The sequence below is a fragment of the Stutzerimonas sp. VN223-3 genome (assembly GCF_045999685.1).
Taxonomy (GTDB): Bacteria; Pseudomonadota; Gammaproteobacteria; order Pseudomonadales; family Pseudomonadaceae; genus Stutzerimonas; species Stutzerimonas stutzeri_AR.
Genome location: NZ_RBEC01000002.1, coordinates 954,293 through 974,817, shown reverse-complemented (window position 1 = coordinate 974,817; position 20,525 = coordinate 954,293). Strand labels below are relative to the sequence as shown.

Annotated in this window: 15 protein-coding genes; 4 read left to right on the top strand and 11 right to left on the bottom strand. The window is 58.7% G+C overall.

What is annotated here, in order from left to right; translation table 11 throughout:
* Window positions 1-20: 20 nt before the first annotated feature.
* The 3 genes from D7241_RS13195 to D7241_RS13185 form a co-directional block, all read right to left on the bottom strand.
* Complete coding sequence (locus D7241_RS13195; RefSeq protein ID WP_408101887.1) at window positions 21-1,145, bottom strand: efflux RND transporter periplasmic adaptor subunit; 1,125 nt, start codon at window positions 1,143-1,145, stop codon at window positions 21-23.
* 240 nt (window positions 1,146-1,385) lie between these two features.
* Window positions 1,386-1,958 (bottom strand): YceI family protein, encoded by a 573-nt coding sequence (locus tag D7241_RS13190; protein WP_255977823.1) that lies wholly within the window; start codon window positions 1,956-1,958, stop codon window positions 1,386-1,388.
* Between the two features lie 21 nt (window positions 1,959-1,979).
* Complete coding sequence (locus D7241_RS13185; protein WP_255977825.1) at window positions 1,980-2,534, bottom strand: cytochrome b; 555 nt, start codon at window positions 2,532-2,534, stop codon at window positions 1,980-1,982.
* Window positions 2,535-2,701: 167 nt separating this feature from the next.
* Between D7241_RS13185 and D7241_RS13180 the strand changes: the two genes are divergently transcribed.
* Both D7241_RS13180 and D7241_RS13175 read left to right on the top strand, forming a co-directional pair.
* Window positions 2,702-4,108, top strand: coding sequence for an adenosylmethionine--8-amino-7-oxononanoate transaminase (locus tag D7241_RS13180; RefSeq protein ID WP_408101886.1), 1,407 nt, complete (start codon window positions 2,702-2,704; stop codon window positions 4,106-4,108).
* A gap of 94 nt (window positions 4,109-4,202) precedes the next feature.
* Window positions 4,203-4,919: a 16S rRNA (uracil(1498)-N(3))-methyltransferase gene (locus tag D7241_RS13175; RefSeq protein ID WP_408101885.1), complete on the top strand. Its 717-nt coding sequence runs from the start codon at window positions 4,203-4,205 to the stop codon at window positions 4,917-4,919.
* 88 nt (window positions 4,920-5,007) lie between these two features.
* On the opposite strand, the gene D7241_RS13170 is transcribed toward D7241_RS13175, so the two are convergent.
* The 8 genes from D7241_RS13170 to pilG all read right to left on the bottom strand — a co-directional run bounded on the left by D7241_RS13170 (window position 5,008) and on the right by pilG (window position 18,219).
* Window positions 5,008-5,478 (bottom strand): chemotaxis protein CheW, encoded by a 471-nt coding sequence (locus D7241_RS13170; RefSeq protein WP_255977832.1) that lies wholly within the window; start codon window positions 5,476-5,478, stop codon window positions 5,008-5,010.
* The gene (locus D7241_RS13165; RefSeq protein ID WP_408101884.1) at window positions 5,475-6,527 is read right to left on the bottom strand and encodes a chemotaxis protein CheB; all 1,053 of its coding nucleotides are present in this window, start codon (window positions 6,525-6,527) and stop codon (window positions 5,475-5,477) included. The genes D7241_RS13170 and D7241_RS13165 overlap by 4 nt, the downstream gene beginning before the upstream one ends.
* Complete coding sequence (locus D7241_RS13160; protein ID WP_408102331.1) at window positions 6,520-13,761, bottom strand: Hpt domain-containing protein; 7,242 nt, start codon at window positions 13,759-13,761, stop codon at window positions 6,520-6,522. The genes D7241_RS13165 and D7241_RS13160 overlap by 8 nt, the downstream gene beginning before the upstream one ends.
* An 11-nt stretch (window positions 13,762-13,772) precedes the next feature.
* Window positions 13,773-14,639: a CheR family methyltransferase gene (locus tag D7241_RS13155; protein ID WP_408101883.1), complete on the bottom strand. Its 867-nt coding sequence runs from the start codon at window positions 14,637-14,639 to the stop codon at window positions 13,773-13,775.
* Between the two features lie 58 nt (window positions 14,640-14,697).
* Window positions 14,698-16,746 carry a methyl-accepting chemotaxis protein gene (locus D7241_RS13150; protein WP_255977838.1) on the bottom strand — a complete coding sequence of 683 codons (2,049 nt, stop codon included), beginning with the start codon at window positions 16,744-16,746 and terminating at the stop codon, window positions 14,698-14,700.
* Window positions 16,747-16,823: 77 nt separating this feature from the next.
* Window positions 16,824-17,360, bottom strand: a complete 537-nt coding sequence (locus tag D7241_RS13145) for a chemotaxis protein CheW (RefSeq protein ID WP_408101882.1) — start codon at window positions 17,358-17,360, stop codon at window positions 16,824-16,826.
* A 41-nt stretch (window positions 17,361-17,401) separates the two neighbouring features.
* On the bottom strand, window positions 17,402-17,767 hold the full coding sequence (gene pilH / locus D7241_RS13140) for a twitching motility response regulator PilH (protein ID WP_021206021.1): 366 nt from the start codon (window positions 17,765-17,767) through the stop codon (window positions 17,402-17,404).
* A gap of 44 nt (window positions 17,768-17,811) precedes the next feature.
* Window positions 17,812-18,219 carry a twitching motility response regulator PilG gene (pilG, locus tag D7241_RS13135; protein WP_255977842.1) on the bottom strand — a complete coding sequence of 136 codons (408 nt, stop codon included), beginning with the start codon at window positions 18,217-18,219 and terminating at the stop codon, window positions 17,812-17,814.
* Between the two features lie 236 nt (window positions 18,220-18,455).
* On the opposite strand from pilG, the gene gshB reads away from it, so the two are divergent.
* Together gshB and D7241_RS13125 are read left to right on the top strand one after the other, a co-directional pair.
* Window positions 18,456-19,406, top strand: coding sequence for a glutathione synthase (gshB, locus tag D7241_RS13130; protein ID WP_408101881.1), 951 nt, complete (start codon window positions 18,456-18,458; stop codon window positions 19,404-19,406).
* Between the two features lie 175 nt (window positions 19,407-19,581).
* Entirely contained in the window at window positions 19,582-20,478 is an 897-nt protein-coding gene (locus tag D7241_RS13125; RefSeq protein ID WP_408101880.1) for an energy transducer TonB, read from the top strand.
* Window positions 20,479-20,525 lie beyond the last annotated feature (47 nt).

The following is a 20,525-nucleotide window of genomic DNA, read 5'->3' as shown; positions in this document are numbered from 1 at the left end:
TAATTATCCTTGGCTCAGCCCTACTGGACCTGTGGCTGGGCAGCGGCAACATTGGTAGCAGGCACGGGCTCGACTTCGACGCCTGGGCGAATGAACTGTAGGCCTTCGGTGATCAAGCGGTCGCCGGCATTGAGCCCCTCGCTGACCAGCCACCGATTGCCAACGGCGCGCGATGCAGTAATCTGACGCACCTCGACTTTGTTGTCGGCATTGACCACCAATGCAGTCGCCTGACCGCTCGGCGTCCGAGTGACGCCCTGCTGCGGTGCGAGAATGGCTTCGCTCTTGACTCCTGCGACCAGTTGCGCATGGACGAACATGCCTGGCATCAATATCTTGTCCGGATTCGGGAAAACCGCACGCAGCACAACCGAGCCCGTTCCGGCGTCTACTGACACCTCGGAAAATTCGAGCTTGCCCTCATGCGCGTATGTGCTTCCGTCCTCGAGCATCAGGGTCGCTTTCGCAGCGTTTTCACCGGCTTTTTGTAGCCGCCCTTCGGCCAGATCGCGACGCAAATTGAGTAGGTCCCGTGCCGGCTGGGTGACATCGACGTAGATCGGGTCGAGCTGTTGAATGATTGCCAGCTCTTGGGCCTGGCCTGCGGTGACCAGCGCGCCCTCGGTAACGGCCGAACGGCCAATTTGCCCCGAGATCGGAGCGAGCACCTTGGTATAACGCACATTGATCTTCGCACGCTCCAGCTCCGCCTCGGCCTGTAGGTTGGCAGCGCGCGCTTCGTCATAAGCCTGTTTGCTTACCGCCTGCTCTTCAACCAGCAATGCGTAGCGATCAGCGAGGGACTTGGTCGATGCGAGGCTGGCCTGGGCACTCTTATACGTGGCCTGATAGATCGCATCGTCGATTTGATAGAGCTGCTGGCCAGCCTTGACCTCGCTGCCCTCGGTAAACAGACGCTTCTGAATGATGCCATCGACCTGCGGGCGCACCTCGGCGATACGAAACGGCTGTGCCCGCCCCGGAAGTTCCGTGGTAAGCGCAAACGGCTCGGCTTCAAGTGTTACGAAGCCGACTTTGGGAATTTGCTGGGCGGCGGGCGCAGCGGCCTCTTCCTGACAACCGACGAGCAGAGAAGCAGCAGCGAAGATGGTGATCAGAGCAGCACTGGCTGGCTTGATTGACATGGAGAGAGACCTCGTTGAACAGACAGAGCCGGAGCAGAACAGCCCTGGCAGACTCGAATGGCAGAATGCGATTAATATACTTACATTCATGAATGTCTGTAAACAAGCGATCACAATGTAAATGCCGTGAATCAAGCGATTCCAGAGCCATCCGCCAGCATTATGGGCGTGACCGCATGATCGTATAAAGCAGAACGCCGGCTTCAGAGCCGGCGTTCCACAATGCAATGCCCGTCGTGCTTACTGACGAACACCTTCTACCGAGATGATCAGATCCACGGTCTGCGAAGCTGGGCCGAGGTCCATCTTGATGTCGAAATCTTTCAATTTTAGCGTTGTGGTGCCTTCGAAGCCGGCGCGGTAGCCGCCCCACGGGTCCTTGCCTTCGCCGATGAATTTAGCCGCAATCACGACTGGTTTGGTCACGCCGTTGAGCGTCAGGTCCCCGGTAATATCAGCCGTACCCTCACCGGTGGATTTTACCGAGGTGGATTCAAAGGTAGCGGTTGGGTGCTCGGAGACGTTGAGAAAGTCATCACTGCGCAGATGCTTGTCACGCTCGGCATGGTTCGAATCGATGCTGGCGGTCTGCAGCGTGACGTTGACTTTGCTCGCTTCCGGCTGCTCGGCATCGAAACTGAAGTTACCGTCGAATTCCTTGAATGTGCCCCACAGCCAGCTGTAGCCAAGATGACTGATCTTGAAATTGACGAAGGCGTGTTGGCCCTTCGTATCGATCGCATAATCGGCGGCAACGGCCTGCCCTGCGAGAATCATCGAACCAAGAGCAAGTGCAGCGAAGGTTTTCTTCATGGAGTTCTCCTTTGAGTGCTATCAGGCATCGGCGCGGCCGAACATCCGTTTAAGGGTCGGATCGCGATCGATGAAGTGGTGCTTCAGTGCCGCGAGGGCATGCAAGCCGGAGAAAATCACCAGCCCCCAGGCGAGGTATTCGTGGATCAGGCCGGCGATGTCCTCCTGGTTCGGGATCGATGTGATCAATGCAGGCACCTCGAACCAGTCGAACACGCTGATTGCACGCCCATCAGCGGTGGAAATCAGGTAACCGGAAATCATCAGGACAAACAGGCCAAGATAAAGAATCCCGTGCCCTGCCTTGGTTGCAAGGCGCGTAGTACGTCCATGGCTAGCCAGCGGAGCTGGGCCGCTACTGAAAAATCGCCAGATGACCCGTATCACCATCAGCCCGAGGAGAAGCAGCCCGACGCTCTTGTGAATATCCGGCGCAGTGCGATACCAGCTGCTGTAATAGGTTAGGCCCACCATCCAGTAACCCAGCGCGAAAAGCCCAATCACAGCAATCGCCACCAACCAGTGCATGACGATGCTGACCAAGCCGTAGTTGCTGGATGAGTTTCGCCATTGCATCGGTAAGCCCCGGATTTGAGATGCGATAAGCCTAACGACTAACCGATCGAAATGAATCTCATTTTTCGTTTCAAAATATCGAGCATGCAGATAGATCGATTGAACGGCCAGGCCGATAGACCGCTTTCTGCTAGGCTGCGCCGATTTCACCCGCGTAAGGAGCGACGATGAGCCTGAACGACAGCTGGATGCAGCGCGACCTATCCGTACTCTGGCATCCCTGCACCCAGATGAAAGATCACGAGCAGCTTCCGCTGATTCCGATTCGTCGTGGCGAGGGTGTCTGGCTCGAAGATTTCGACGGCAAACGCTACCTCGACGCGGTCAGTTCCTGGTGGGTGAACGTATTCGGCCATGCGAACCCGCGAATCAATCAGCGCATCAAGGATCAGCTCGACCAGCTCGAACACGTAATGCTCGCCGGCTTCAGCCATCAGCCGGTGGTCGAGCTCTCGGAACGGCTGGTAAAGATTACGCCGCCCGGCCTCGACCGGGTGTTCTACACCGACAACGGCTCGACCGGCATCGAGGTCGCGCTGAAGATGAGCTTCCACTACTGGCGCAACAGTGATCAGCCGAACAAGCAGCGCTTCGTCACCCTTACCAACAGCTACCACGGCGAAACCGTCGCGGCCATGTCGGTTGGCGACGTGGCTTTATTTACCGACACCTATAAGCCGTTGCTGTTGGACACCCTCAAGGTGCCCAGCCCGGATTGCTTCATGCGCCCCGACGGTATGAGCTGGGAAGACCATTCGCGCAACATGTTCGCTCATATGGAGCAGACCTTGGCTGAGCATCACGCGGAGATTGCAGCGGTGATCGTCGAGCCGCTGATCCAAGGCGCCGGCGGCATGCGCATGTACCATCCGGTTTACCTCTCGTTGCTGCGTGACGCTTGCGATCGCTACCAGGTGCACCTGATCCTCGACGAGATCGCCGTTGGCTTCGGCCGCACCGGAACCATGTTTGCCTGCGAGCAGGCGAACGTTACGCCCGACTTCCTCTGCCTGTCGAAGGCACTAACCGGAGGCTATCTACCGATGGCTGCGGTCCTGACGACCGACGAGGTGTATCAGACGTTCTACGCCGACTACTCGACGCTGCGCGCGTTCCTGCACTCTCACACCTATACCGGCAACCCGCTGGCCTGTGCCGCCGCTCTGGCGACGCTCGACATTTTCGAGCAGGACCATGTAATCGAAGCCAACAAGGCACTCGCCGCGCGCATGAACAAGGCCACCGCTCATTTGCGCGACCATCCACAGGTCGGCGAAGTACGGCAGACCGGCATGGCGGTGGCCATCGAAATGGTTCAAGACAAGATTAGCAAGACCTCATATCCCTGGCAGGAACGGCGCGGCCTCAAGGTTTACCAGCATGCGCTGCAGCGCGGCGCCCTGCTACGTCCCCTTGGCAGCGTCGTGTACTTTTTGCCGCCCTATACCATCACAGAAGAGCAGATCGACTTTCTTGCAGAGGTCGCTACCGAAAGCATTGATATCGCGACGCGAGCAACTGTAAGCGTCTCGGTGGTGCCCGGCGCGCCCAGCGAGTTTCGCGACCCGGGCTGATAGCAGCGGCAAGCTTCAAGCAAGCCAAGAACTGCAGCCGGACGGTCGATGCTTTAAACTTGCCGATTCCAACTTGCCGTTTGCAGCTGCTCTTATGCGCCTTTCCCGCTTCTTTATCGATGCCCCGCTTTCCCTCGGTATCCATGCGCTTCCCGAAGCCTCTGCACACTATATAAGCCGCGTGCTGCGGCTATCGGCAGGTGCGGCCGTGCAGCTATTCGATGGCAGCGGCGACGAATACCGCGGCGAGTTGGCAGAAGTAGGCAAAAAGCACGTCAATGTCGAACTTCGCGAGCAGCTTCGCGGATTGCCGGAGCCAATGCTACGGATACACCTTGGCCAAGGTTTATCTCGTGGCGAGCGGATGGATTGGGCGATCCAGAAAGCGACGGAACTGGGCGCCACAGAGATTACGCCGGTCGTCAGTGAACGCTGTGAGGTACGTTTGAAGGATGAAAGGGCTGACAAGCGCCTTGTCCATTGGCGTCAGATCGCCATAAGCGCATGCGAGCAATGCGGTCGCTCCATCATTCCGATTATCCATCCACCGACGCCGCTGTATGAGTGGCTGGCCATCGACGCGGAGCTGAAGCTGGTCCTGCATCCGGTGGCCGAACCGCTGTCAGCTCACCAACCGCCCGCCACACTGGCGTTTCTGATCGGCCCCGAAGGCGGACTGACTGACGCCGAGGTCGAACAGGCACGACTCTCTGGATTCCGGCCTGCTCGCCTTGGCCCGCGTGTCTTGCGTACAGAAACGGCACCGGTGGTGGCGTTGAGCCTGGCCCAGCAACTCTGGGGCGATTTTTAACCTGCAAGCAAATCAGGGCAGTGGCTGGCGCCGAAAGCCGGTCAGGCCTTTCGCTTCCATTTGAGGCCTGCGGCTGCCTTTATCACCGTCAGATCAGCCCGGCGTCTGCCAGCTTCTGCTCCAGCGCGACCATATCTGGAATTCGCGCCTCGACGTCGCCTAGATTGACCGCTTCCAGCTCCAGCGGCGCCAGCGCTACATCTGACCGAGCCAGGCTTGGATCGACCTTGATTGAGCGGGGAATGCCCTGAACCAACAACGCGATGAATTTCACATGATCGCGTCCGCCCAAGGCGTTCAGGACCGCCACTCGTGCTCCCGGACCCGTTTCGGGATGACCATCGGACGCCGCCTCGAATGACAGCAGCGGCAACGTGAGGTCTCGCCACGGTACCTGGCCAAGAAACCAGGACGGCGTTCCCTGAGCAGGCTGCGGTGCGCGGTAGGGGATCAGCTCCGCAACGGCGACGTTGGGCAGCAACAGCGTGCGATCGGCTAATGGAACCAGCAAGCCGGTAATGCTCGCTGGGGCTTCCTGAGTAACAACAGATTGGCTCATGGGGTATCCAATTGCAGAGCCGCAGCGGGCTGGCAGGCCTGTTGCGTTAGATGATTGACCAGGGCTTGGGCCAGTTCGCGCGGGTCCCCACTGAGAGAGCTATAACCGCCTTCGCGAAGGCTATCCGGCATACTCGAGCAGACACAAGACTCAGCACGCTGGGTCCAGACTTTGCCACCCTGGCGCAACACGTAAGCGGCTGCAGCGTTTCCGTCGCTGCCCATGCCGCTGAAGGCAATGACACCACAACGGCTGCCGAACTGCTGAGCCAGATTGAGCATCATCTGATCGATAGATGGGCTGTAGGGCTCGGGCCAGCTACGTCCGCTAAGCTGCATGGTGCCATCCTTGCCGAACCCCATCTCTTGGCCGATGGGCGCGATCACGACTTCCCCGCAGCGAATCGCGTCGTTCTCGCGGCTCTGATTGACGCTCCATTGGCTGTGACGACCCACCACTTGCGATAACGCCGACTCGAAGCTTGCCTCGATATGCTGTGCATATACGAAGCCAAGCGGCAGCCCGCTTGGCAACGCATCGAGAAATGCTTTCACTGCCTCGGGACCACCCAGAGATGCGGCCAGCAACCAGACCTCACGAGCCGGTTCGCCAACTACCGAACTGGCGTTTACTAGGCTGCTCGGCAGCTCCAGGCGCGCGGGGCGGTGCTCTTCGTCTCGCAGAACCTCGAGGCGTGGACCAACGACCCGGGAGGGGTCCCCTACAAGTCGCTTCAGTTTGCCGAACAAACGCCGCTCCCAGCGCGGATAATTCTCGGAGTGACGCTCCGGGGCGTGCCCTTCGCCGAACAGCACCGGGCAGTGGTCGCGTTCGAGCAGCGCGTTGACCAGTGGCGAATCCTCAGTCTGCGCCAGATCGACGAGCCACAGGTCGGCTTCGAGCGCTTCCAAGTCCGCTTCCTGCAGCCGTGCAGGATCGCTGTTGAGAACAACCTGATAGCCATTGGCGCTCAATGCCTGCTGCAGGACATGTCGTTGCAGCGAGGTGTCGGCGATAACGCCGATGCGTGCCGCAGCCATCTCACTCATGGCTCTTGACCAATTGTTGAATGGTCTCGAGCAGCAGGGATTCCTGATACGGCTTGCCGAGATATTCGTTCACACCGATGGCCATTGCTCTGTCCCTGTGCTTTTCGCCGGTTCGCGATGTGATCATGATGATCGGAAGATCTTTCAGGTGCTCATCGTGGCGCACCAGTGTTGCCACCTCAAAACCGTCCATACGTGGCATCTCGATGTCCAGCAGCATGACGTCCGGCTTACGCTCTTGCAGCTGGGTGATGGCGTCGACACCGTCCTTGGCGGTCAGCACGTTCATGCCGTTCCGCTCGAGAAGACGACTGGTTACCTTACGCACGGTAACGGAATCGTCCACCACCATGACCAGCATAGGCCGATCAACCTCCACCTCGCCCGGTTCGTCTTCACCAAGCAGGCGCAGCGGTTGCTGCTGCGTAAGCAGATGTGCATGCAGCACACGAATTGTCGCGAGCAGATCCAGAATCACCACCACGCGGCCATCGCCCAGGATGGTTGCACCGGAGATGCCCGGTACGGTAGCGAACTGCGGCCCCAAGCCCTTAACCACGATTTCGCGCGAGCCGGCGAGGCTGTCGACCTGCACCGCCACGCTGTGCTCGTTCGAACGCACCAGAATCACCGGTAGGGGCAGACTCTGGCCGACCAGTTTCGGCCGTTGACCGTTGTTCAGCAGCTCTCCCAGATAACGCAACTCGTAAGTCTGCCCAGCGTATTCGAAGCGGGAAGCGCCCGGCTGGTAGTAAGCTTCCAACTCATAGGGCGACACACGCACGATACCTTCGATGGTGTTCAGCGGAATCGCGTAGAGGTCTTCACCTGAATACACCATCAGCGCACGGTTGACCGATACGGTAAATGGCAGACGGATCAGGAAGCGCGTGCCACTGCCGAGCTTCGATTCGATGCTCATCGAACCGCCGAGCTGTTTTACCTCCGAGTGCACCACATCCATACCGACGCCGCGGCCTGATATCTGGGTTACTTGTTCGGCGGTGGAGAAACCTGCCTCAAGAATGAATTGCAAAACTTCATGGTCCGACAGGTCGCCGCCGGGAACCATCAGGCCGCGCTCAATTGCCTTGCGACGCACCGCGTCAAGATTGATGCCCGCTCCATCGTCGCTTAATGCAAGGACGATGTCCCCACCTTCGCGCGTCAGATCCAAGCGGATGTTGCCCTGCTCAGGTTTACCTGCGGCGGCACGCTTGGCAACGGCTTCGATACCGTGATCCACGGCATTGCGAAGCATGTGCTCGAGCGGCGCGACGATACGCTCAAGTACGCTGCGATCCATTTCGCCCGTTGCGTTGCCAACATGGAATTCGACCTGTTTGCCCAGCTCGCCGGCAACCTGACGGACAATGCGGCGCAACCGCGGCACCAGACGATCGAAGGGCACCATGCGCGTGCGCATGAGACCTTCCTGAAGCTCCGTATTGACCCTAGCCTGCTGCAACAGCAAGGTTTCAGCATCGCGGTTGCGCGCGGCCAGGGTTTCTTTCAAATCAAGCAGGTCGGAGGCCGACTCGAACAGGGCGCGGGACAATTGTTGGAGTTGCGAGTGGCGGTCCATTTCCAGCGGATCGAAGTCATCGTATCCAGCACGCTCGGCTTCGGCCTGATAGCGGCTGAGAATCTGCGCCTGGGTTTCGGTGTCCAGTCGTCGCAACTGATCACGAACCCGCTCGATGGTGGCTTCCATCTCGCCCAGCGTAAAACCGACATCACTGACCTGCTGCTCGACCCGACCGCGGAAAATCGAGGTTTCACCCGCCAGGTTAACCAATCCTTCCAACAGATCGGCAGGTACCTTGACCAGCTCCTGCGGCGCACGACGTGACGCGGCGTCCAGCGCAGCCTGCTCGGCGCGACGTATGAAAGGCAACACCTTAGCCGAAGCGTTGGCCGTTGGCGCCTGGGCGCTGGCGGCAACGATCGGGGTTTCGAGAATGATTATCGGCGAGTCCGATTGCGGCTCCGGGAGACTCATTGGCGAATGCCCGGCTGAGCTCGCATCAGATTCGCTCACCAACCGGGAGCGCATCGATTCGACTTCCTTGAGCAACGCGTCATAACCGCGTTGTACATCCACAAACAAACTGTCCGTCCAGGGTGCGCCCTGCTGCTGGGCATCGCTAAGGCGCTGCTCGAGGTCATGCGCCATATCGCCCAGGCAGCCTTGAGCCGCCAGGCGTGCACCGCCCTTGAGCGTATGCAAAATGCGCATCATGTCGACCAGTGGAGCGGCGCTGTCACGCGAGGCCTCCCAGCGACCCAGCGCGGATTCCATTTCCTCCAGAAGGTCATCCGCTTCTTCTACGAAAATGTCCAGAATCTCGACTTCGGCGGCGTCCTGAGCAGCATCTTGCGCCGCCCTCAGCGCGACGCTACTCGGCATGCTCAACTGCTCTTCGGGATTCGCCCGAAAGCGCCGAATGGTTTCGATCAGGTCCAGACCGCTCGGCAGCTCGCGATAGGAGCGCACCGCATCGAGCATCGCCGCCAACCGGTCGTGACAAGTCTGCAACAGGGTGAAAAGCGTCGGGCTCGCCCGGTAATTGCCGGCACACAATCCCTCGTACAGATACTCCAATTCATGCGCAAGATCGCCAATCTCACGAATGTCCGCCATCCGCGCACCGCCTTTAAGGGTGTGCAGATCACGCTGCAGTGCTTCGACTTCAAAGGTATTGTCAACATCATCCATCCAGCGCTGCAACGACATACCGGCACGCTCGACGATGTCGAAGCCTTCTTCGAGAAATATTTCTACCAGTTCGGGATCGCGATCCTCCCAGCTGCCGGCACCCACGTTGGCTGACTCCGCTACCGCTGGCGGCGCCTGGATATCGAAATGCTCAGACTCCTCTGCCTCAGGCGAGCACGCTTCAACCTGCTCCGCGCCCTCTTCCGAAATTTCTGGTTCGGAGATCAAGGCATCGCCTAATCGCTGTTCGGCTTCAGCCTGATCGGCATCGGCATCGGCTGAATTTGCATCGACTTGGCCAGCCATCCCTTCGGTCACGTGCCCGTCATGATCGGTCGAGCCTGGCAATTCCGATGTATCCGGTTCACCGGCGAACGGTTCGAAGCCCGGCAGTGCGGCATCGGCAGCTATGGCTTCATTGACCGCAGAAGCATCGCTTCCGAATACCGGAGTGACGCCTTGGCGATAAGCTCGGATGCGCTCGATGAGGTCGGCTGCGTCGCCCATTGGCTTGTGTGCCTGAAGTTGCTCCAGCTGCACCGCAAGTTGATCGTGGCTGCGAAGCAGCAGGGTGGCGAGATCGCTGGCATGAACGTAACGACCGTCCGAAAGCCCCTCATAGAGCGTTTCGAGCTCATGCGCCAAATCGCCGATCGGGCGGATTTCCGCCATCCGCGCCCCTCCCTTGAGGGTGTGCAGATCACGTAGCAGTGCGGAGAGCGCCAGCTGGTTGGCAGGATCGCTCAGCCAGCGGTCTAGCGCGCCACCGGCACTTTCAAGCAGGTCAACGGCCTCGTCGAGGAAAATCTCGACCATTTCCTCGTCCTGCTCGTCGTGCTCCGACTGGGAAGCGGCAGGCCAGGCTTCGGCTTCGGCTTCGGCTTCGGCTTCGGCTTCGGCTTCGGCTTCGAGAGCACCTTGCGAAAACTCATCAACCGCAGCAACGGTAGGATCTTCCTGATATGTGTCGGTGCCCGGTAGCTCGTATGTCAGGGGGGTGATTGCCTGGGCAAGCAGATCCTCGAGGCGAGCGACCAGCTCAGGCTGGCCAGTGACCTGCAGCCCAGCGGCGACCTGATCCATCATGCCAACCAGCGCTTCATGACCTTGCTCGACGTCATCGAAGAAACGTGCGCTGACCGCAAGACGGCCGTCCTGTACTACGGCATACAAATCGAGCAACACTTGGCAGAGCGCGTCGATCTGCGGCAGATCGGCCATTTGCGCACCGAGTCCGAGAGTCGTCAGCTCCTCCAGCAATGCAGTCAACTCCTGGCGCTCGGCCGGGTGCTCACGCCAGCTGCGCAAAAGATCTTCGGCGTCCAGCAGGATGTTCATGCCTTCCGACAGAAACAGTGCGATCATGCCAGGGTCGCGTGGCTCGCCGTGTTCGTTCTCGCCACGCTCGCCCGCCAGGCGAGTCTGATGCAGTGCATGCACTTGCGCGATGAAATCATCGGCGCCCTCGATGGGTGCCAGCGCTTCACGTTCGAGGTTCTCCAGTCCTCGACGCAGCAGTTGTTCTGCAGCGTGCAGAAGTTCCGCCTCGGCCAGATTCATTGGAATCAGATTGGCCTTGAACTCCTTGACCATCTTTTCGAGCGGTGTGGCAATTTCTGCGACCGGCAGAATTCCGGCCATATGTGCGCTTCCCTTGAGGGTATGCAGAGCACGCTGCAATGCATCGGTCACCGGCTGTGGAAGGCGCTGCGTGCAGTCGGCTAGAAAGTCGACCAAAGTGGTGAGATGGGACTCCGCCTCGTTGCGGAAAATTTCTAGCAGCTGTGGATCCAGCACATCATCGGCAGGGGGGTGCTCCTGCATCGCCAGCGAATTGACTTTGACGCCGCCCTGCGGATCAGGATCTATAGGTTGCCCTTTGGCCAGTGCATGGGCGTCGGCCGCCAACCGATCGACGTCGTCGCGCTGACGTTGTGCCTTGGCAGCAAATTCCTCAACCAATGCCGGCATGAGCGCGACGACGTCGGCGATTAGTTTCTTTACCGGCTCGCTTGCATCAATGCTGCGGTCGAGGACGCGGTTGAGCAAGTTTTCAACAGACCAGGCCAGCTCGCCGATAATCAGCGCACGCACCATGCGGCCGCTGCCCTTGAGCGTGTGGAAAGCTCGCCGTACTTCGCCTAGCGCATCCTTGTCAGAAGTGTCGACGCACCAGCGGGGCAGGTATTCGCCGATGGTGTCGAGTACCTCGGCGGCTTCCTCAATGAAGACCTCGAGTAGGTCGTCATCGACCGCCTCCTCCCCCTCAGGAGGTGGCAACAAACTCGGCGGAACATTCTGCGCGGGCGGATTGATCGCGACGATCGGGGCGGCCATGACGTCGTCCAAGCTCATCGCGGGTTCGGCGGCAACTAGCTGCTCCGCCAGCTCCGGCAGCACGACCTCAGGCATATTCAGCTCGGCCATTTCAGCCTCGCTCCACTCCACCGAGTAGCCGAGCGATTCATCGGCACCTTGGTCGTCAGATACCGCCGTCAGGTCATCAATTTCGGTGGCGGTCGTTTGCGAAAACGATGCCTCGGATAGCTCGAACACATCGTCCGGCGAAGCGGATCGCTCGTGATGTCGTTCGTCGTCGGTACCGCCGCCTTGCTCGACACTCCAATCCACACCCAATCCCGAGTCGGTCGACGGCTCTGCATCGGATGGATCGCTCGACTCGAGCTCAAGATTGTCCTGATCCAAGCGCTTAGTGCCCAGAGAGTCCAACGCTGGCTCCGGCAACAGAACCTCTATCTCATTCAGCGGATCGGACAGCTCGACGTCCGCAGCGGAACCGACCTCTTCGCTACCGACAGTCGATGGTTGCTCACGTAGTGGGTAGCCCAGCGCCTGCAGGCTCTCTTCGGCCACATCGAGAATTAGATCACCCTGCGAGCCGCAGTCTTCGCTTAGGCGCTCAAGATAATATTCAACGCTGGTTATCGCATCGGCGAGCGTATCTAGGCTTTGCCAATCAGGGATCGCCTGTTGCGCGAGCAATTGCTCCTGAATATAGCGGTTGCAGGCGTCCAGTAACGCCGCGGCCCGCGCGAGCGGTATCATCGCAAGCCCGCCACGCGATTGAGTCAGCAGCTCGGGCACGCGTGCCAGATGCTGATGATTCCATTGCGAGGCAATGAACTCGATGATGGCGTCCTTAGCCTGCTCAAGGCCCGTTCGCGCTTCACGAATGACCAGTTGATGGATCTGCGCAACATCAGTAGTCGGAAGGTGGCTCTCTTCGCCTTGCTCGTCAGACGTGCCGCCAACCATGCCGGCCAGTGTCGCCTCGACATACAACAGTGCACCTGCCACATCCATCAGAGCAGCATCATCGGGCTGCTGTTGCCCTTGCGCCAGAGCTTCGACCACACCAATCTGATCGAGAACGATCCTGCGGGGCTGGCCGAAGCCCAAAACTGCAAGCGTATCGGCGATCTGCTTGAGCGGTGCCCGTAGCGCACTCAGGTCGGCCAACCCCTTCCGATCGCTGCGTACAAACAGATCCAGGCTGTCCTTTACCCGAACCAGTTCTTCACACAATGCAGCTACAACCGAGCGCATGGCCCCGCGATCCGGGCCCGCCAGCTGGGCTCGCTCCTCGTCGACCACGGTGCTGTCGGGTAGCGCGTCGTCCAGGCTGTACTTGGCCTTCAAGGCCTGGATCCGCGAAGATTGTGCGGGCGCCTTGGCGATGTAAAACAGAAGGTTCTTGATCAACTCGTCAGGCGCAGCCTGGTTGATTCCGTCCGCGCCCTGCGCGACGAGACGCTTGAGCTCCTTATCCACCTGGCGCAACAAGGTACGGACCGAGGGGCTGTTAACGACGCCACCGCTGGCTAATCCCTCGATTATGCCCGACGCAATCTGCCACAACGCGCCTAGTGGCGCGTCTTTGCAGAGCATTTCCAGGCGAGCGAAAACTCGCGCCATGTAGCCCAGGTTGGTTGGCATGTCCTGATTGCGGATAACCCCGACCAACGCAACTTGCAGCATCTGTCGTAACTTGCGTAACAAGCTTGGTAGATCAGCCGTTTGCCGCTGAGCCAGAAATTCGGTCGAAAGTGCCGGAAGACGAGCGGACATGTTAGGCGAGAACAGACTGGTCTCCGAGAGCAGTTTCTCACCACGCGCGGCACGTAGGTCATTGAGCAACGGCAGCACGACCATAGGCAGATCGCGGCGAGCACTCTGGATGCGATCCAGATACACCGGCATTTGCAGAATCGCCTGCATGAGCACTTCAAGCGCTTCTGCCTGGCTGGCGACACGCTCGTCCAGCAGAGCACGGGCAAGCTGCTCCATTTCTTCGGCAAGCAGTGCGGCGCCGTAGAATTCAACCATCTGCAAGGTGCCATGCACCTGATGCACGTAGGTCAGGCAGAAGCGCATCCGCGTTGAGTCTTGCGGGTTTTCGACGAACGCTTCCAAAGCCTGCCGCGCCTGCTTTAGCGTTTCGGCAATCTCGCCTTTCACCCACTCCAGGGCGACATAATCGTGCCGATCACCCATAGCGACTCCGCTCATAAACTTTTCCGGGTAAAGGCCAAAACCTGACTATCAGCTACCGGCACCAAGTCCGGATGCTGCCAGCCGACCACCTCGCCTGCACCAATAACCAACAATCCTCCAGGAGCCAGGCGCTCGACCAGGCGACTGAGGATTTCGCGGCGACGCCAGCGACGGAAGTAGATCAACAGGTTTTGACAAAAAATGACGTCCATATCGGACATTGGCGCGCCGGCCAGCTCCAGCACATTGAGTCTGGCAAAGCACACACGCGCTGCCAGGCTGGGTATCACTTGAAATCGATCATCCGGCAGCGGCTGAAAATACCGCCTTTGCAGTTCAGGCTCCACCTGTTCGAGCCGGCGTTGGCTATAGATGCCCTCCCGCGACTTGCCCAGCGCACTGAGGCTGATATCGGTACCGATCACACCGTAACGCGCGTCACCACCGTTATATGACAGTGCTTCGGCAGCGCAAATCGCCAACGAATAAGTTTCTTCACCGCTTGAACACCCCACGCTCCATAGCGACCATGGAAGCGCATCATCACGCAACTGGCGACGCCGCTGCATATAGGCTGAAAGAAGTGCGAACGAAGGGGGATGCCGAAAGAAGCGTGTCTCCTGCACCGTTAACCGATCCATCAAGGTCGACCATTCCACCGCGCCTCGAGGGCCGGCTGTGACGTGGCGATAGTAGCTGGTGTAATCAGCCACACCGACCTCACGCATGCGGGTACTCAGGTTCGCCTGCAGAAATGACCGCCGTTGCTCGGACACGACCATGCCGGAACGCTCTTCGAGCAATGCCTGCCAGTCATGGAACTCCGCGGACGACATATCGGCCAAGGGTCTCAGTGACCATTCAACACTTGGCTGCATGTCCTGCCCCTTACTCATGAACTTTCACAGCAGCCGTTGCCGGCCGCCGTGCTCTCAGTCAGGCCTGATCCTGAGTTTCCGGCAATGTGAAGCCGGATACCGAATGGCGCATCTCGTTAGCCATCTTCGCGAGGTTACCGATGCTCTTCGCGGTAGCAGTGGTGCCCGAAGATGTCTGCGAGGTAATTTCCTGAATGACGTTCATGGTGTTGGAGATATGACCGGCCGACGAAGCCTGCTGGCGTGCAGCGTTGGAGATGTTCTGGATTAGCGCCGCGAGGCTCTTGGATACCTTCTCGATCTCTTCGAGTGCGACACCCGCGTCCTGGGCCAGGCGAGCACCTCGCACCACCTCGGAGGTGGTCTGTTCCATGGAGATAACGGCTTCGTTTGTATCGGTCTGAATAGTCTTGACCAGCGCTTCGATCTGCTTCGTAGCCGCTGAGGAACGCTCCGCAAGGCGTTGTACTTCGTCCGCAACAACCGCAAAGCCTCGACCTGCGTCGCCGGCCATGGAGGCTTGAATGGCTGCGTTCAACGCGAGGATGTTAGTCTGGTCAGCAATGTCGTTAATCAGGCTTACGATGTCACCGATCTCCTGAGACGACTCACCGAGGCGCTTGATCCGCTTGGAGGTGTCCTGGATCTGCTCACGGATGTTATCCATGCCAGTGATGGTGTTGTGCACCACCTCGTTACCTTTATTGGCGATGGCTACGGAGCGCTCCGCTACAGCCGATGATTCGGCGGCGTTCGCCGATACTTGGTCAATCGATACCGCCATTTCGTTGATCGCCGCCGACGCGCCGGCAATCTCCTGAGCTTGATGCTCGGAAGCCTCAGCCAGATGCATCGCAGTTGCCTGTGTCTCTTGGGCCGCGCCTGATACCTGAACCGCCGTCTGGTTGATCGTTTCGACTAGGTCGCGCAACTGGTCGATGGAATAGTTGATCGAGTCAGCGATGGCACCGGTGAAATCCTCGGTAACCGTCGCAGCCACCGTCAGGTCACCGTCGGCAAGATCGCCGATCTCGTCCAGCAGACGCAGAATTGCCGTCTGGTTCCGCTCATTCTTTTCGGCGGTTTCACTCAAGCGGCGACGCGTTTCCTGAACCATGACCAGACCGATCAACATGATCGAGGCCAGGGCCAGGGCACCGAGTACGTACCCCGCGAAAGTATTGACGTAACGAGCATCGGCACGACCCTGGAGTCCTTGGGTCAGGGTCGAAGTCTTGTCGAGTAGGGTCTGCGAAACTTCGAAGATGCTGTTGGATGATTCACGCACCTGGAACAGTTCCGGTGAAGTTTCAAGAATCTCGTCCACAGAGCCGGAAACGAACTGGAACAGCTCCGAAATTGCCGCCAGACGATCCAGCGCTTCGACATCGCTGACGCGGGTAATGCCCATGGCCTCATTGCCCTCAAGCATCGCGCTGAGTACCCGACCAAAAAGGCTTGCATCACGACCGAACATGTCAGCGGCCTGAACTGAGTCCTGGTCACCGGAAAGCACCTTGTTCACCGAGCCGAGAATACGTTCAGCGAGCAAGGACTGGCGCTGAGCCACAGAAACCTGAGCTGCCGGCGCGCCGCTTTCGAGAAGAATGTCGACAACCTCTTCGTACTCGACCTGCAACTGCGGAATGGTTTCGGCGAGCGTCGCAGCTACCTGATGCAGGGAAAGAACGGTCTGTTCGCTGGAAAGAATCGCGTCAGTATTCTGCCGCAGCGTATCCCAGTCTTGTTGTACCGCAGCGACCTCAGCTTGCAGCGACTGCGGGACGGCAGGCAGACCGATTCGCTCGTCACCCTCGGACAGATACCCCCAACGCTGGCTGAAGTCGTTTCGTGCATCTTTCAACGAGCCGAACGCTTCCGGAGTACCGGCTGCCGCTTCCACCGCGTTTTTTGCGATGCGCTGGGAGAGAACTCGCAGCTCACCTGCGTGTCCAATATATTCATTGTCATAGTCGGCCTGAGTATTGATGTACGCGAAATTCACGAACAACAACACCATCGACACGATAAGAAGGATAAACAGCCCGGCGATCAACGTATTGCTACGTATCCCTGCCAGCAATGCATTTGCGTTCATTTTTTTCATTTTTCCGGCCCCCGCCTGGACCACCCGTACGTTTCCTTCCAAGAACCAAAAGGCCGGCATCAGCCGACCCACCTAAATCAATACGCCACGTCCAGGAATGTCTGATGCGCGGCAAGCGCATGCGGACTAAATACCAACCAGGGCTGCTCGCGCTGAAAGACGCCATGAATGAAAGGTTGAATCGATGCCTCGACCGGCGGCAGCTGCTCGGAAAAAGCATCTACCGGGAAATGTTGCATGCCGAACACCTCATCGACGGTAAGCCCCGCAAACACTTCTTTATGATCGACTATCAGTACTCGCCGCTGCTTGCGCAGCGGCGAGAGTTCGAGACCGAAATAGCCGCAGAGATCCATGACCGGCAGCAACCTGCCGCGAACGTTGGCTACCCCCTTGACCCAGGATTTTACGCCCGGCAAAAGCGTATAGCGCGGCTCATGCAGTATCTCGCCGACCTCTCCCATCGGTGCGACAAACAGGCGCCCTCCCATCCGAAAACCAATACCGGCCCACGTCTGGATAGCTTCCTGCTGAGATGGCAGACCAGCAGCCAGCATTCGACACCGAACATCAATTTCCAGGAGTCGCTGAAACGGCGTTGGCAAATCCGACATGCTGGCAACATCCCTTTGTCCGAATTACGAATCCGCCGAAATCAACCGGCAAGTACGGCGTTCAGGGTCTTAAGCAGTGTCGCTTCATCCACTGGTTTGGTCAGGTAATCCTTAGCACCCTGACGCTTGCCCCAGACCTTATCGGTTTCCTGATCCTTGGTGGTCACAATGATCACAGGAATGTGACTGGTTTCAGCATCTTTGGTCAGCTGGCGAGTAGCCTGAAAACCATTCAGGCCCGGCATGACGATATCCATCAAGACGGCGTCAGGTTTCTCCTGGCGGGCAAGCGCTACACCATCCGCGCCATTTTCGGCTTTGAGAACGACATGACCATGCTTTTCCAGCATGGCTGTCAGCTTGTACATCTCGGTCGGCGAGTCATCAACAATCAGAACGCGAGCCATGATTTCTCCGTGGGAAAGGCTTCAGCGGCACACAGGGCCGAACTTCAGGATACTTGCTCTACCGGTGCAAAATCAGGCACATGCGCCTTGATTGCACCAAGCAACTCTTCTTTGCTGAAAGGCTTGGTGAGGTATTGATCCGACCCCACGATCCGCCCCTTGGCCTTGTCGAACAGGCCATCCTTGGAGGACAGCATGATTACAGGGGTGGACTTGAAAGAACTGTTGTTCTTGATCAGCGCACAGGTCTGATAACCATCAAGTCGGGGCATCATGATATCGACGAAAATTATGCGCGGGTGTGTATCCGCTATTTTGGCGAGCGCATCGAAGCCATCCACCGCCGTGATCACATCACAACCTACCTTCTTCAGCAGCGTTTCGGCGGTGCGACGAATCGTTTTCGAATCGTCGATCACCATGACCTTCAAGCCCTCGGAGTGCTGTTCCATTTCGCCCTACCATCGCCTCGGTGAGTCGTAGTTTATCGTTATGTCAGTGCACCGGAGGCCCTGCCATCGATGGGCTGCACCCAATCGCCGGACCTTTTTAGCACACTCCTCATGCGCAAGCCATCTACTGCCAGGGCAGCGGGATTTTCCTTGACCCAACGCACAACCGCCGCCAATCTGCGTCGACATTTCAGGCCACGGCAGCTTCGTTCTGCCCCCTCGTTGGAGATCATCACATGACTGTTCGCGTCGGGATCATCATGGACCCAATCGCGCAGATCGCCTTCAAGAAGGACAGCTCTCTCGCCATGCTGCTGGCAGCCCAGGCTCGCAGCTGGACGATCTATTACATGGAGCAGCGCGATCTCTATCAGCTCGGCGGCGAAGCGCGGGCCCGCATGCGCTCGATACAAGTCTTCAACGACCCCCTGCGTTGGTACGAGGCAGGAGAAGAGATCGATAGCGCATTATCCGAGCTCGACGTCATCCTGATGCGCAAGGACCCGCCTTTCAACAGCGAGTATGTGTACGCAACCTATCTACTGGAACTTGCCGAACAGGCCGGTACGCTGGTGGTAAACCGTCCGCAAAGCCTGCGCGATTGCAACGAGAAGTTCTTCGCCACTCAATTTCCTCAGTGCACTCCACCGACGCTTGTCAGCCGACGGTCCGACATTCTGCGGGAGTTCGCCCGCGAGCAGCGTGACATTATTCTCAAACCGCTGGATGAAATGGGTGGCGCCTCGATTTTTCGTCATCGCGAAGGAGATCCGAATCTTTCGGTGATTCTTGAGGTGCTGACCGAACATGGCAGCCGACAAATCATGGCGCAGCGCTATATCCCGGCCATCAAGGACGGTGACAAGCGAATTCTGATGATTGATGGAGAGCCAGTGCCTTACTGCCTGGCACGCATTCCTGCTGCTGGGGAAACCCGCGGAAACCTCGCCGCTGGCGGGCGCGGCGTTGCGCAACCACTTTCCGATCGCGACAGAGAGATTGCCGCCATCGTAGGGCCTGAGTTGCGCAAGCGTGGGCTGTTGTTCGTTGGGCTGGATGTAATCGGTGATTACCTCACCGAAATTAACATCACCAGCCCGACCTGCATTCGCGAGATCGATAATGCCTTCGACACGCATATTGGCGAACGACTAATGGACGCGATTGCCGGGAAGCTGAAGCGCTAGAAGCCGCAAGCTAATAAGAGGTGACTAACGCGGAAAGCCTTTCCGCTCTCGCACCTAGCTTGTGCTTGTGTCTCGCAACCGCTTTTATGACCGACCTAACAGCTTTGAACTTGAAGCTTGCGGCTTCACGTTCAAAGTCTGCAGACTGCGCGCACTTCGAGCCGACTGAAATGCGATGAACGCCGCTACACGCCAACCTATTCCTGCCAGCTCCGGCGTCCGCCCGGCGGATCGCCTCGGTTTTACGATATTTCTTGCCGCCGCGCTGCATGCTGCCCTGATCCTGGGTCTCGGCTTTACCCTGGACGAACCGAATCAGATCAGCAAGACGCTCGAAATCACGCTGTCCACCTTCAAGAGCGAAGACAAGCCCAAAGAGGCCGACTTCCTAGCCCAGGACAACCAACAGGGCAGCGGTACGCTGGAGCACAAGGCATCGCCGAAAACGACCGAGCAGGCGCCCTTTCAAGATACCCAGGTACGCAAGGTGACTCCGGCTTCCTCGCCGCCACCTAGCAGCCGCAGCGAGGCGCCTAAAACCGCCGTCGCGACCCGCGCGCCACAGCCGGACAAGACACCGGAAAAGCCCCAGAAGAACAAGCCACAACCACAGACGCAACCGGCACCTGTTTATGACAGCTCGCAGCTGAGCGCAGAAATTGCCAGCCTCGAAGCGGAACTTGCGCAAGAGCGACAGGAATACGCCAAGCGCCCGCGCGTCAGCCGTCAGAATAGCGCCGCCACCATGCGCGACGTCAGTGCCTGGTACCGTGACGAGTGGCGCAAGAAGGTCGAGCGCATTGGCAATCTCAATTACCCCGGCGAAGCCCGCCGCCAACAGATCTACGGTAGCCTGCGAATGCTGGTGGTCATAGACCGCAACGGCACAGTGCGGGAGCTTCGAGTACTCGAATCCTCCGGCCAACCGGTGCTCGACGAGGCCGCCATGCGCATCGTCAGGCTCGCGGCCCCTTTCGCCCCGTTCTCGGGCGAACTGGCGCAAAAGTTCGACCAGGTAGAGATCATCAGAACCTGGCGCTTCGAGCGCGGCGATCGGCTATCGAGCCAATAAGGCAGCCGTCTTGCACCGGAATGCCACCAAGCTGTTTCGCTTTTCCT